The following is a 13,429-nucleotide window of genomic DNA, read 5'->3' as shown; positions in this document are numbered from 1 at the left end:
TTCTGATTTCGCCAAGATGGGTTTTTCCGTCACGGCGACGGAAGTCGAAAAGCAAGGTGTCGAGATCATGCCGGTTAATCACGCCAGTTTCGATGCCTTTCTCGAATGCCAGACACAGTGGCGGGTTGCAGCGACTATGGCGGGGTTGTTCTGGCAAGGTCTCGACTATCCCGCCATCCGTCTTGTGCTTGATGACCTTGAAGCACCCAAGCACGTCTTTGCCGACATCCGATTGATGGAGGCCGAGGCCCTAACCATCCTCAATGAGCGAGACGACTAATGGCCGGAAACACCGCCTATAAACTCGGTATTGTGATTTCGGCCGATGCGTCCTCAGTGAAACCGGCTGCGGCCGAGACCAAAAATGAAATCGCTTCCATTGGTGAGGCTGCAATCGTCACTGAAACCAAGATGCAACGCCTGATCGCCACCGCGACTGGCCTGCATTCAGGTGCGGCTAATTCCAACCAGCGCGCATGGATGGGTGCACTCGCTGACGAGGGCATGGCGCTTGATCAGCTTCGCGCCAAGTACAATCCGATGTTTGCGGTCATCCAGAATTACCGGGATGCCAAAGCGGAAATTCGCACAGCGAACGCGATGGGCGCGCTGTCTGTGAACGAAATGACAGCAGCATTAGGCCGGGAACGTCAGGCAGCTCTCGCATCCATCGACGTCATCAAGGGTCGCGCTTCGGCTTTGAAGTCTGCAAATGGTCAGAATTTCGCAGCCACCAACACCATGTTTCAGCTTCAGGATATTGGTGTCACTGCCGCCATGGGTATGAACCCGGCTATGATTGCCATGCAACAGGGTACGCAGATTGCTGGCGGTATGGCTGGCATGAACCTGAAGCAGGCTGGCTCGACATTGGTCGGAGCTTTCACTCAGCTTCTCTCTCCGGTTTCATTTGCAACGGTAGCGGTGACGGGTCTAACCGCTGCCGCCATTCAGTACGCGATGACTTGGACCGGCAATGCCAAAAGCTTAAGCAAATCTCTCGAAGAGCACGAAAGCCAAATTAAAGCGCTTCGCGATGCCTACCAGTACGCTGGAACAGGCGCTGATGAATATTATCAACGGCTGAACGCCGGAACTAGGTTTCTTGCGGTCGGCTCCCGTACTGAACTGGAAAAGCGCATCCGTACTGATACCGATTCAATTCTGGGTCAGTTAGGCCGAGTATCCTCTGGCTCTATGTGGCAGGACGCTTTCAACTTCGTAGGGGATGACGCGGAATGGATGGTCAACAGCCCCTATAAGGAGTTTGAAAAAGCCATTCTGCACCTTCAGCGGACCGCCAAAAATGGGAAGCCGGACATATTGGGCTTTCGCCGACTGGTGGAAGAGCGCTGGTATCTGGAGCCGAATAATAAATCCATCAAAGAAACTGCTAAGGAGCTGCTAGAGCTTGGGCCAGCAGCTCTGCAGGCGGCTGTTCAATTAGAAAGACTTAAGGAAGCCCGCGCAAGGTTTGTCGAGAGCGAAGAGCGTCGACGCAGTGGCGCTTACATGGACGGCAATTCTAGCCTCCTGAGTATTGCAAGCTTACAGAAATCAGACCGACGACAGGTTCAGGAAAGCTACGCTACGGCGCGTGGCAATGCATCAAACCGAGAAGAGCGAGACGACGCACTGCGACAGCGGGATGAAGCTCTCGCTCGCATCAATTCACAGGAAGCACGCCAAATCCAGTTGGCTCAAATCGACATCCAGCTTCTGACCGCTCGCAACCCTCTTACCCGCGCCCAGCTGGCTGCGGAGCGCGAACGTATCGAATTGCAAGCAATGAACATCAGCGCTGCAGAGGCGCAAACGCGTGTCGAACAAGTTCGCAATCAAGTGATGGCCGAGGCGCTTGCACAGTCGTCCGCTGACATCATCGACATGCGCGCCGAGGTTGATGCTCGCAAAAGTGTGACCGATGCAATCATCGCAGGCACAATTAGTTCAGCTGACGCACAAACTTACCTGCAGGCAGAAAGCGCACTTCGTCCACTTATTGCTGCAGCTGCTCGCGCTGAAGGCGAGGAAAAGCAAAAGCTCCTGTCTATTATTGGTCAGATGACAGCTGGCTATAAGGAGCTGGCTGAAGAACAGCGGCGCGCAAATGCCGTTGAAATGATCGACGGCCAGAAGGACACAGCCAAGCAGCTGCAACTGGAACTTTCGCTCGTCAGTTCGGGCGAGTTGGTTCGCCGCCGTGCACTTTCAGTGCTGCAGGCCGAGCAGGATTTGAAACGCGCAGGCATTGCGGTAGAGAGTGAGCTTGGCAAACAGTACCGTCAGAATGCGCAGGCGCTGACGGAAGCCCGCATCACACTCGAACGCCAGACCGATGCATGGTCACAGTATCAATCCGCGGGCGAGAATGCGATTGACGGCATCTTCGACGCGCTGGGCAGTGGCGATTATAAAGATGCGCTGAAAAGCATCGGTCTTGAGATCACGCGAACGTTCACTGATCTCGCAGTCAAGAATCCGCTCAAAAATGCCCTGTTTGGCTCAAACCTCGGCACACTGGATGATCTCCTGTCGCCCAAATCTGGCAGCGGCCTTCTGTCTGGGATTCTTGGTGGGCAATCCGTTGGCGCGATGAACGTACAGGCAGCTGTGGTTAATGTCGGCGGCGTTGGTCTCGGCGGTGCGGATGGGCTTTTAAGCAACGTCTCACGAATGTTTGGAGCCGCAAACTCTAACGTTCCCGGCGCTGGCCTCGGCATGTCGCAGTATGCGTCTGCCATCAAACTTATCGAGAGTGCAGGCAGCGGCGGCTATAGTGCGCTTGGTCCCATCACCGCCAATGGCGACCGCGCTTATGGCGCTTATCAGGTCATGGGCGCGAACATTCCATCATGGACGAAAAGCGCTCTCGGCTTTTCGATGTCGCCACAGGATTACCTGAAATCCTCATCTGCACAGGATGCCGTCTTCAATAAGATATTCGGCGGCTACGTTGATAAGTTTGGTGCAAGTGGTGCAGCGCAAGCATGGTTTGGCGGTCCCGGTTCGGTGGGGCGTGGCGGTGGCGTTGCCGATATGCTTGGCACCACTGGTACCGATTACGTCAACAAGTTTAACACCGCGCTTGGTCAGGTCACCGCAACGGCTGGAAGCACCAGTAACACCCTCAATGGCTTGGCTTCGAATGTGGGAACTGCTGGCGCAGGCCTCAATCAGCTTGGTTCAGGCTTTAACAGTTTCGGCCAACAGCTTTCCAGCATGTCTTTGGGCGGCGGCGGCTTCAGCTTCAACATGGGATCGTTGTTTCCCGGTGCAAGTGGCTTTCAGAGCCAGCAGCTTGCAAATGCAATCGCGTCCGGCATTCCCGGCCTTTGGTCTTCCGGTGGCTACACCGGACCGGGCGCGGTTGATGAACCTAAAGGCATTGTCCACGCTGGTGAGGTGGTATGGTCCCAGCGTGACGTCGCCCGCGCGGGCGGCGTTCATGTGGTTGAAGGCATGCGCCTTGGCCGTCGCGGCTATTCGAACGGCGGTGCTGTAGCTGATGTCGCACCTTCACCCATTGCCCGCTTCAACAGTCCTTCAGCCGGTCAATCATCAGCGATGGCAATGCGGCCATCTCTTACCGTGCATCAGGATTTGCGCGGATCGAGCGGCGAGGATGTGAAGCAAAAAGCCTATGACGGCATGATGGAGGCGTTAGAGGAATACGATAACAACCTGCCAGACCGCCTTCAGCAAATCAATGAACAGCCGAGGTGGCGCTGATGAGTATTCTCCCTCTCTCGGCTGTGTACGATCATTTGCCCATCAGAACATGCACGTTCACCATTGAACGCGGCGACGAAACCGACGAATTGGGCAACGGTGATTTCTGGCAGGCAGAACTAACAAAGCCAAAATGGGTTGCTGAATTGACGTTCGGCGCTGGCAGGCATCAGGAGCTGAAGCAAGCGGCGGCACGCATCAGGGCGTTAGACGGCTCACGTCAAGCTTTCTTGATGTGCGATCCTACAAGTCTTTATCCTTATGCCGATCCGCGCGGTATCATCTTTGGTTCTTCGGTTGTCAGCATTCGGGAAATTGGCGCGGATCGTGTGACCGCTCGCATGAGAGGCTTTAAACCCGGCTATATTCTAACGGTCGGTGACAAGCTCCAAGTCACCTACAGCGGCGGGCAGCAACACACCTTTGTTGAAGTCACTGCAACTGTTTCGGCTACAGCGGCCGGAAACCTTGATGCGCCGATCTTCCCGCGTCTGCCAATGCTGGTCAGTGCGACCGATCCCGTTGTCGTTATCCGTCCCGCTTGCCCGGTCATCGTTGCTCCAACCAGCCACAATCCCGGTACTGCGCGCAACACCATCACTGATGGCGCGTCGGTTAAACTCATCCAGAAAACAAGGGTGCGGGCATGAGAGCGGCAACAAGCGCCTTTGTCGATCAGTTGAACGATGCGCCTGTGTCTGGTCTGGTTACGCGTCAGGCTGTGTGGTTCCGCGTGAAAGAACGTGGCACCGGCAATATCCGCGAAATCGGTTGCTGGACAGGTGACGAGGATTTGAACCTCACGGTTTACAGCGGTTCAAACGGCTCGCTCATTTCGCGGCCCTATTATGCCGATGTCATTAGCAAGGTCAGCGATATCCCGCGCGTTTCGGACCTCACCGTGCAGAATGTCACCATTGATCTGTCGCAGATTGCAGACGCCGCAAACAAGCTGGTGCGTGAATATGATGCGCGGCTTGGCGGTGTCGAAATCCACGACATTCTGATCAATCCAGATACTGGAGACCAGATCGGCCCCGGCCTGATCAGCTTTCTGGGCATGATCGACGGCGCGCCTATCAAAGTCCCACGCAAAGGCGGTACCGGCTCGATCAAGGTTAAAGTCGTATCGGAAGTCTTCGCCATGCTCACCCGCACCAATCCGCGCAAGTCTTCCTATGAAGGCCAGAAAATTCGTGGTGGCGATCAATGGAGCAAATGGGCCTCAACCGTTTCCAGCTGGAAAATTCCTTGGGGTGAAAAGGCCGCTCAACGCCTCAGCAATCTTGTTTCAAAGGTTTTCAAATGAAGACACTTCAGCGTCGTCATGACTGGCGGGAACATTTTGAGCGGGCGATTGATGAAATCCATGCCACGCCTTTTGAATGGGGCGTTCATGATTGCGGTCCTTCGCTGGCCGGTCGGCTGGTCGAAGCACTGACTGGCGAAGATATGTGCGCGGAATATCGCGGCACTTATCATGATGCACTCGGCGCTGCCCGTATCATCCGTGATGCTGGCTTTTCCTCTTTGGGCGAAATGGTCGCTTCTATCTTGCCGCAGGCGCATCCAAGCGAAGCCCGCATTGGCGATATAGCGGCGTTAGAAGTTGAAGGCCCGATTGGTCATGCGCTTGGTGTGGTCAATGGCGAACGCATCTACGTCCTGACCGAAACCCGCATTGGCACTGTCGATCTGCTCGATGCCAAAATGATTTTCAAGGTGGGTTGAAGGCATGTTTAAAGCGCTCTTAGCACTCATTCTTATCTTGACGGTCACTCCGGCCGAGGCGGCTCCGGTTGTTGGTGCTATCGTCGGTTTCGGCATCAAGCTTGCTGGCGCGTTCGGCGGTCTGCTTTTCAAAGCTGCCCTTATGGTCGGCTCAAGCCTTCTGCAGCAATTTCTTCAGAAGAGAGCACAGAAGAAATCTCAGGTTTCAGGCGTAACACTTGAACTGAAGATGGGCGACGATCTCCCTTTGTCGTTTCCTATCGGTGAGCGTGGCGTGGCAGGCAGGCGCAAATATGCAGGCACCCACGGCAAGGATGGCGAGACGCCTAACGCCTATGCTGTCGATGTGATTGAAATCTCCTCGCTGCCTTCCTTTGCAGGTCCGCAGGGAATTGAAAGCATCTGGATTGACGATCAGCTTTCAACGATCCTCTGGAATGAGCCACATGCAGACGGCCGTGGATTTCCAATCAAGGAGTTTCGCAAGGACGGCAAGGATAACGTCTGGGTTTCTTATATGGATGGCTCGCAGACCACGGCCAATCCATATTTGCTGGCAAAGTTCGGAGCCGATCCGGAGCGTCCGTTTACCGCCGACATGATCGGCCGTGGCTGTCAGGTTGCAATCATCACAACGCGCATTAATCGTGAGCTTCAGCTCGGCGGGTCTCTTCCGGCCGTGATCGTTGAACCTAAGCCGATGCGCTTTTACGATCTGCGCTTTGACAGCACCAATGGCGGCAACGGTCCCCAGCGCTGGGCCGACCCTTCGACGTGGCTTCCAACGCGAAACCCCGCCATCATCATCTACAACATCATTCGCGGCATCTATTATGGCAGCGAGTGGATCTACGGCGGGCAGAACATTTCTGCTTTCCGCCTGCCTGCAACATCGTGGATTGCAGCCGCAAACGAATGCGACCGTCCGGTCATGGGTGACAACGGCATGGAGCCACAATTCCGCTGCGGCTATGAAATCTATGTCGATGTTGAGCCGATGGAGGTGATTGAGGAGCTGCGCCTTGCCTGCCTCGGCCGTATCGTTGAAGTCGGCGGCATGGTCAAGCTTCAGGTCGGCGCGCCGGGATCGGCCGTCTACTTCATTGACGATGACAGCATTGTCGTGAGCCGCGACCAAGACCTTGATCCGTTCCCGTCGATCACCAACACCAACAATGGTGTTTCTGCGACCTATCCGGAGCGCAAAGAGCGCTGGACGATGAAGGATGCACCTGAGCGCCGCGATCTGGAGCTGGAACGCGAGGACGGCGACCGATCGTTGCCGCAGAATGTGGCTTTCGAGGCAGTTCCATTCTCCGGACAAGTCCAGCGTTCGACCAAGACGCTTGTTGAAGAGAACCGCCGTTTTGTGACGCATGTCATTTATTTGCCGCCTTCAGCGTGGGTGCTGGAGCCGGGCATCGACGTGATTTCATGGACATCGGTGCGCAACGGCTATGTGAACAAGAAATTCATCGCGACCCGCATCACTGGCGAGCCGGGAATGGTGCAGCAAGTTGTTTTGCGCGAGCTGGAGCCGAGTGACTTCACGCCTCCTTCGATCATCCTTCCACCAGTGGTGGGCTGGCTTGGCCCGATTACGGCTCCGCCGCAGCCAATGTATGGCTGGGGTGCCGAACCGGCAGTTCTCAATGATGATCTTGGCCGACCACGCCGCCCAACCGTGCGCGTGTTCTGCGCGCCGGGACAGGATGACGTGACGCATGTTCATGTGCAGCTGCGCATTCGCGGCTCCAATGAAAACCGCTTTGATAGCGATAGCACGCCTTATGGCCAGCCGTTTGCATGGCTCATTCAGACCGATTTGCCCCCGAATACGTGGGTGCAGGTGCGTGGCAAATATGTGCCTGGCTCTTATCGTGAAACGGACTGGAGCGAGTGGATTGACGTTAAAACCGACGACATCCGGTTCGGCCCGCTCGATATATACAAGTTCAGCGTTGAGCAGTTTAACACCGATGTCCTAGACATGTGGAAGGATCAGAATGGCTCGATGCAGTATGTGATTGATGAGCAAGATCGCCTCAGCAAAATCATTGCTGATGTTGGCGCTCAATCAACCATGAAGATCGGTGAAATCCGCCGCGAAGTGGCTGTTCAGAACGGCAAAATCAAAGCGTCGTTCAAAGAGCAGATTGTTGCGGCGGTCGGTCCCGGCTCGGCAATTGTCTCGCGCATCGAGCAGATGGAAATCACGGTCAACGACACGGTGCTGACAGCCGTTAATGCCATGCAGATCAAGTATGAGGAACTGAATGGCAGGATTGAAGCGTCTGGCACTTTGATCCAAGGTCTCAATGTTCAGGTCGGCAGGTTCTCAGCCGGAGGCACGTTCCGTACCTATGTGGAAGCCAATGAGAACGGATCATCTTCACGCATCGGCATCAGCACGGTCCAGTCTGACGGCGATACAACTGCTCCGGCCGCTTTGTTTCTTGAATCTGCAAACGGCAAAGGTCGCGTCATTATTGATGCGGATGGCCTGTATGTCACCAACCGCGCCAAACGCCAGCAGCCGATGGCTTTCGTGGACGGTGAGCTGACGCTGCAAATCCTGAATGTTGGCTATTTCCGCGCCGGTATCGGTGAATCATGGGACAGCCGGTTCAAGATCAATTTCGGCACTGGCAGCATTGAGTGGTTCCAATGACCAATGTTGGCTTCCTCAAAGATGTGAACGGTGTCAAACGGCTGCGCATAGTGCGGCCGGGATATGACGCGAACAATCTCAATCTGCCGGTCAATGCGGTCGTATTCGACAGCGTTTTCCCTTCGCATCTGGCAATCTTCGATAGCGGCATCGCCACAGTTTCGGCGGCTGGAAACAATCAGCGGGTCGTCGCATGGGCTGATCCCGGCTACGTGCCCATGACAATCCTGATGGTGAAATCAGCCAGCGGCGCATGGTGGTATTCCGTTGTGCCGTTTACCAGCAACAATCCCGTCGCGCGTATTCGTGCTGATGGCGTCTACATCTCAACCGGATCGTTCAATCTGCCGGTTCATATCGCTTACTTTGCATTCAGGGTGGCGGGATGATCAAGCGCGGCAAACTCAATCTTGGTGCCGGTGTCTTCCGGATTTCAGCGCCCAATGTCGATGTTGATTACGCATCACAGGAGCAACTGCTGCTTGATGAGCGTCTGCTTTATCCGCAGCTGATCCAGAGCATCTTTGTGCCGTTCATTGTCGGGCAAAATCCGCAGACCATTCCTATTCTGAACCTCGGCTTTGTTCCGAAGCTTTATGCCTTTGGCCGGTACTCCGGCGAAGACAATCGCGCCTATCCAGCCAAGGCCTATTACATCGGCAGCGGCGGCGACAACTCCAGCAGCCAGAACCACTTCTTTGTCGCAGTGGATGCCGCCAATATCTACGTCGATTTCCCGACGCCAACCTTTCTGCGTGGCGCGCAGATCATGACGATGAGGCCGTGATGACAAGAGCGCGCCTCAGCAAAGATGGATTGTTTATGGCAAAGCCCGGTCGTCAGATCGAAGAAGGTGAAAGCGCACTGGCGTTCTCACCCAACGGCGCGCAGCAGCCCATCTACGACAAGGGCATCGCACCGTTTCAGGCTTTCAACCAAGGCGGTTCGCGCGCTACCGCTTATAACCGGGCTGTCGTCAACTTCGCCACACCCTTCGGCTCGCCGCCACTTTGCTACTGCATGGGCATTCTTGCAGGCAGCGAAGCTGGAGCACGGGAACCGGCATTCACGATGTGGATTGGGCTCGACGGGAACACGATTTTTCGTGAGCCGATGTTCTGGTGGCAGAGCTTCACGACCGCACTCTTTATCTACAGCCGCTGGGGCTTGGCTGACATGCCGTCAGCTTCCTTCGTCATCACTTACAACGAGGCATCATGATTATCGTCTATGACGTTCACGGGCGCATTCTCTGGGTTTCGACCAATTCAGACGTTGAAGCCTATACCGCCAATCTAAGAGATCAGGGCTATCGCTATCTGGTTCATGAAGAGGATGCCGATCCTGTTGATGTGGCGCTTGGCTTTTATGTGTTTGAAGGCAATCTGACAGAACGGCCGCTTGCGACAATTTCTGCCTTGGAAATTCAGGCTAATGGCAAGGCCAGCGCCATTATTACCGGCATCCCTGAAGGTGCGGCCGTCATGATCGACGATGAGCCATATGAGGTTTCGGGCGGGGCGTTGGAGTTTGCAACCGATGATCCCGGCACGTACCGCATCGCAATTGATGCATGGCCTCTGTTGCCCTTTAGGGCGGAGGTGAAAGCGCTGTGAAGATCGCTCTGAAAAAGGACATGGCGAAGGAACGAGCCGTTGCGCGTGAGCAGCTCGACAACCATTTCGCCATTCGTATTCGTGAAGCAATCGGGCTGAAGGCCGATCTTTATGCCGTCAAATACGCGGCAGCAGTTGCAGTTTCTAACGGTCACGCCTCGCCACTGGTCACAACTGCGGCCGAGGCGAGCATCATCATCCAGAAGAACCACGATATGCAAAGCCGTCTCGCTTCAATCGAGATCGAGCGGCAAGCCCTTCAGGCTGAGATCGACGGAGCTGCAACCGCCCGCGATATCGAAGCCATCCTTGAACGTATAGCCAGTGAGGAAGCGCTATGACTGATGAATTGAAGCCAGACACGACTGAAACGCCGGGCCGTATCACCATTGTTCCCATGGCGGGCTGGAGCGAAGCCGAAGCCCTGAACGGGTACTACAAAGACCGCACTCTTGTTCTCGCTAACGAGGTCTATTCGCTTCAGGCGGCGCTCAAACAGGCGGAAAAAGACAAGGAAGAGGTCGAGAAGAAGCACAAGGAAGAGATTGCGCGCCTCAACAAGGATCGCGACCAGCTCATGGCCGATCTGCAAAAGGCAGGTGCTGCGTCGGTTCCCGCTCCGGTCGCCAGTACCGCACCCATTGCAACCCCGAAAATGAACAAGGTGAAGTAGCATGGCGACACAGGGCAGATATCGTCCCGATTGGACCATTGGCACGCTGACGCTTGTTCAAGGCGAAAAGGACTTCACCACCACTGGCAGCGCGTTGGAAGTGGCAGCGATCCAGCCGGGAGACAGTATCATCACGGCAAGCGGGCTAACGCTCATCATTGAAAGCATTACCGGGCAGAACTCCGGAACGCTGATGCAGCCCTGCTCGATGCTTGCAGCCGGAGCGAACCAGCCATTGCGCATTCGCTATCAGCCGGAAGGCTCGCGCTTGGCCGGTATGGCTGCAATGCTCTATCAGATGTTTGGCAAAGGGGCGCTGTACTCTTTGGGAGAGCTGGAAGGCGATGAGGGCCAATATCTTCGCTTCCTTGCTCCCGGTGTTCTGGAAGCTGTCGCTGGTGGCAACCTTGATGTGATCCGTCAATTGGAAAAAATTGCAAATCTGGAGCAACTGGCAGCGCTGGAGCTTCAGACGAACAAGGTCCTTCGAACGAATGCAAGCAAGGAAATAGTGCAGACGGATATCACGTCGACCGGCGTTGCCCTGTTGAAAGCACCTACCATCGTCGGTGACCAAATACTTTATGCGACGGGGCCAGATACCTTTGCAACGTCACCACTTCCGCCATGGTCTCGAACATTTTTGGCATCTCCTGATGCGCAAGAGCAGAGAAGGATTATCAGTGCGTCGAGACCAGTTTTCAAAGCGCATTTGGCTGCCAATCAGCTGGTTTACAATGGAACGACCAATCTCAGCTTTACCGCTTCTCCTCTAAACGTTGGCAATCGTTGGAGTGGCGGAGTGTTCACGGCTCCCGAAGCCGGGATGTATTTCTTTTCTATGGGTACAACGATGGGGGACGGATACGGAGGGCAGTTTATCGTCCAGATATTCGTCAATGGTAGCGTCTACTCTGAGATGGTCTATCCCATGAACCCGCAGAGTGGGCAGCAATATTATCGCGCCGGTACTCTTTCCGCAGCAGTTCAGCTTGCCGCAGGCGGAACCGTTCAATTCAAGCTCGTTCTGGACGCGGTGCAGGGCAATCCGATGATGCAAGCATTCAGAAACTTCGCCACGGGTTTTTTGATCTAAGGAACAATCATGCAATACAAGTTCATCAAGTTCGGCCCGGAAGGCTACCCGCTGTTTTACTACTGCGAAGCGACCTATCCGCCAATTTTGAACGATGCCGGTGAAGCTATCGCAATAAATGCCGACATTCCGACCGGAGCAATCCAAGTGACGGAACAACAGTGGCTGGATGCACAAAACATGAAGCTCTGGTGTGCTCCGGACGGAAGCCTCACGTTGCCGCCTCCCGTACCCGAAATCGAGATTAATTTATCCGACTATGCAGCAAATAAGCGCTGGCAGAAGGAAGTCGGCGGCATTGAGACTAACGGCCTGACAGTTTCGACCGATGACCGCTCCAAGACGATGATTTCCGGCGCTCGCGTTGCAGCGCAAAATGATCCGGAATTTTCGACACAATGGAAATCCGCTGACGGAACCTTTGTCACCATCAATGCAGCGGCCGTGATTGCGATCAGCGATGCAATGCTTGCGCATGTTTCCAGATGCTTCGCCATCGAGGCGCAGGTGCTGGCCGAGATCGAAGACGGGACTATTTCATCCTTTGAGCAGATCGACGCGGCATTTGCCTGAAGGGAAAGACAATGGACGTGGAATTAGGAAGCAGATGGCGGCACAAGCGGACAGGACGCGAATGTCTGGTTGTCCGCAATGTGACCGAAAACTTGGCTTCACGCTGCAAGAACGGTGAAACCGCCTATCTGTGGGGTTGGAGCGATACGCGCGATGCCTATCATCTAATCGCGCCATACGAGCCGATGAAAAGCAATGGCACGGCCTTCATGCGCATTCCCCTAACGGTCGTAATGGAAAACCACACAGAACGCTTTGACGTGATCGTTGTGTATCTCGATCAGACCGACAATCGCCTTTGGGCGAGCTACGCTGATGAATTTCTCGACGGCCGGTTTGAACCACTGACCGATTGAGACGCTGGAGGCGTCCGCGCCTCCCGCAAGAAGGGACGGCCACGTTAATTCGTGGCAGCGGGCCTGCGACCAAACAATCCCGCTCGACAGCCTCTGGAATAACCGCCGCATCCTGATGCCCATAAGGGCCAGAGCCATGTGGCAGATTCGTTAGAATGAGTCATGACCTTGCAGACTGAGTATCGCCGGATCGACCCTGTTTCTCCTCCAGCTGCCTACATTGGCGGCAAACGCCAGCTCGCAAAGCGCCTCTGCGCCAAAATCGAAGCCACGCCACATGCGCTCTATGCTGAACCGTTTGTCGGCATGGGTGGTGTGTTCTTCAGGCGCACATCAGCCCCGAAGGCTGAGTTCATCAATGACCGCTCAAGAGACGTGGCTAACCTGTTTCGTATCCTTCAGCGCCATTATCCCCAGCTTATGGACACGCTCCGTTTTCAGATCACAAGTCGCACAGACTTTGAACGTCTGAACTCGACCGATCCAGACACGTTAACCGATCTGGAACGCGCAGCCCGGTTCCTCTATCTCCAGCGTCTGACGTTTGGCGGTAAGGTCGCGGGACGTTCATTCGGTATCGATTACAGCAGATCGTCGCGCTTTAACCTGAACACACTCGCTGCCGTGCTTCAGGATGTGCATGAGCGCCTCGCTTCTGTCGTAATTGAAAACCTGAACTGGCCAGACTTCATTGATCGCTACGACCGACCCGAAACACTGTTCTATCTCGATCCTCCTTATTGTGGGACTGAAGACTGTTACGGCAAAGAGATGTTCGGTCGAAATCAGTTTGAAGTGCTGGCGGAACGCCTCGGCCGCATCAAAGGCCGGTTCATATTCTCCATCAATGATGTGCCAGAGATACGCTCGATCTTTTCAGCATTCGACATTGAGGACGTTTCGCTGACCTACACGGCAGGTGGGGGTAAGGGAAAGCCGGTACGTGAGTTGATTATCAGCGGGCCGCACTAATGACTGTCG

Annotated in this window: 16 protein-coding genes; all 16 read left to right on the top strand. The window is 55.0% G+C overall.

The window, feature by feature from the left end; genetic code table 11:
* Positions 1–16: 16 nt before the first annotated feature.
* On the top strand, positions 17–280 hold the full coding sequence (locus ABE527_RS08535; RefSeq protein WP_499696637.1) for a DUF1799 domain-containing protein: 264 nt from the start codon (positions 17–19) through the stop codon (positions 278–280).
* Entirely contained in the window at positions 280–3,732 is a 3,453-nt protein-coding gene (locus ABE527_RS08530; protein WP_499696636.1) for a phage tail length tape measure family protein, read from the top strand. The genes ABE527_RS08535 and ABE527_RS08530 overlap by 1 nt, the downstream gene beginning before the upstream one ends.
* Positions 3,732–4,382, top strand: coding sequence for a hypothetical protein (locus ABE527_RS08525; protein ID WP_499696635.1), 651 nt, complete (start codon positions 3,732–3,734; stop codon positions 4,380–4,382). Before ABE527_RS08530 ends, ABE527_RS08525 begins: the two co-directional genes overlap by 1 nt.
* Positions 4,379–5,041, top strand: coding sequence for a hypothetical protein (locus ABE527_RS08520; protein WP_499696634.1), 663 nt, complete (start codon positions 4,379–4,381; stop codon positions 5,039–5,041). The genes ABE527_RS08525 and ABE527_RS08520 overlap by 4 nt, the downstream gene beginning before the upstream one ends.
* Entirely contained in the window at positions 5,038–5,463 is a 426-nt protein-coding gene (locus ABE527_RS08515) for a DUF6950 family protein (RefSeq protein WP_499696633.1), read from the top strand. The genes ABE527_RS08520 and ABE527_RS08515 overlap by 4 nt, the downstream gene beginning before the upstream one ends.
* Before the next feature lie 4 nt (positions 5,464–5,467).
* Entirely contained in the window at positions 5,468–8,134 is a 2,667-nt protein-coding gene (locus ABE527_RS08510; RefSeq protein ID WP_499696632.1) for a hypothetical protein, read from the top strand.
* Positions 8,131–8,523 carry a hypothetical protein gene (locus tag ABE527_RS08505; RefSeq protein ID WP_499696631.1) on the top strand — a complete coding sequence of 131 codons (393 nt, stop codon included), beginning with the start codon at positions 8,131–8,133 and terminating at the stop codon, positions 8,521–8,523. The genes ABE527_RS08510 and ABE527_RS08505 overlap by 4 nt, the downstream gene beginning before the upstream one ends.
* Positions 8,520–8,921, top strand: coding sequence for a hypothetical protein (locus ABE527_RS08500; RefSeq protein WP_499696630.1), 402 nt, complete (start codon positions 8,520–8,522; stop codon positions 8,919–8,921). The genes ABE527_RS08505 and ABE527_RS08500 overlap by 4 nt, the downstream gene beginning before the upstream one ends.
* Positions 8,921–9,355 (top strand): hypothetical protein, encoded by a 435-nt coding sequence (locus ABE527_RS08495; protein ID WP_499696629.1) that lies wholly within the window; start codon positions 8,921–8,923, stop codon positions 9,353–9,355. The genes ABE527_RS08500 and ABE527_RS08495 overlap by 1 nt, the downstream gene beginning before the upstream one ends.
* On the top strand, positions 9,352–9,750 hold the full coding sequence (locus ABE527_RS08490; protein WP_499696628.1) for a hypothetical protein: 399 nt from the start codon (positions 9,352–9,354) through the stop codon (positions 9,748–9,750). The genes ABE527_RS08495 and ABE527_RS08490 overlap by 4 nt, the downstream gene beginning before the upstream one ends.
* A complete protein-coding gene (locus tag ABE527_RS08485) occupies positions 9,747–10,091 on the top strand; it encodes a hypothetical protein (RefSeq protein WP_499696627.1) in 345 nt (114 codons plus the stop codon). The genes ABE527_RS08490 and ABE527_RS08485 overlap by 4 nt, the downstream gene beginning before the upstream one ends.
* A complete protein-coding gene (locus tag ABE527_RS08480) occupies positions 10,088–10,423 on the top strand; it encodes a hypothetical protein (RefSeq protein WP_499696626.1) in 336 nt (111 codons plus the stop codon). The genes ABE527_RS08485 and ABE527_RS08480 overlap by 4 nt, the downstream gene beginning before the upstream one ends.
* A 1-nt stretch (position 10,424) precedes the next feature.
* Positions 10,425–11,519 carry a hypothetical protein gene (locus ABE527_RS08475; protein ID WP_499696625.1) on the top strand — a complete coding sequence of 365 codons (1,095 nt, stop codon included), beginning with the start codon at positions 10,425–10,427 and terminating at the stop codon, positions 11,517–11,519.
* 9 nt (positions 11,520–11,528) lie between these two features.
* Positions 11,529–12,092 (top strand): DUF4376 domain-containing protein, encoded by a 564-nt coding sequence (locus ABE527_RS08470; RefSeq protein WP_499696624.1) that lies wholly within the window; start codon positions 11,529–11,531, stop codon positions 12,090–12,092.
* Positions 12,093–12,103: 11 nt separating this feature from the next.
* A complete protein-coding gene (locus ABE527_RS08465; RefSeq protein ID WP_499696623.1) occupies positions 12,104–12,448 on the top strand; it encodes a hypothetical protein in 345 nt (114 codons plus the stop codon).
* Positions 12,449–12,610: 162 nt separating this feature from the next.
* Entirely contained in the window at positions 12,611–13,420 is an 810-nt protein-coding gene (locus ABE527_RS08460; protein ID WP_499696622.1) for a DNA adenine methylase, read from the top strand.
* The last annotated feature ends 9 nt before the right edge of the window (positions 13,421–13,429 follow it).

The organism is Brucella sp. TWI432 (assembly GCF_039674445.1).
GTDB lineage: Bacteria > Pseudomonadota > Alphaproteobacteria > Rhizobiales > Rhizobiaceae > Brucella > Brucella chromiisoli.
This window is presented reverse-complemented; position numbering and strand designations above follow the sequence as displayed.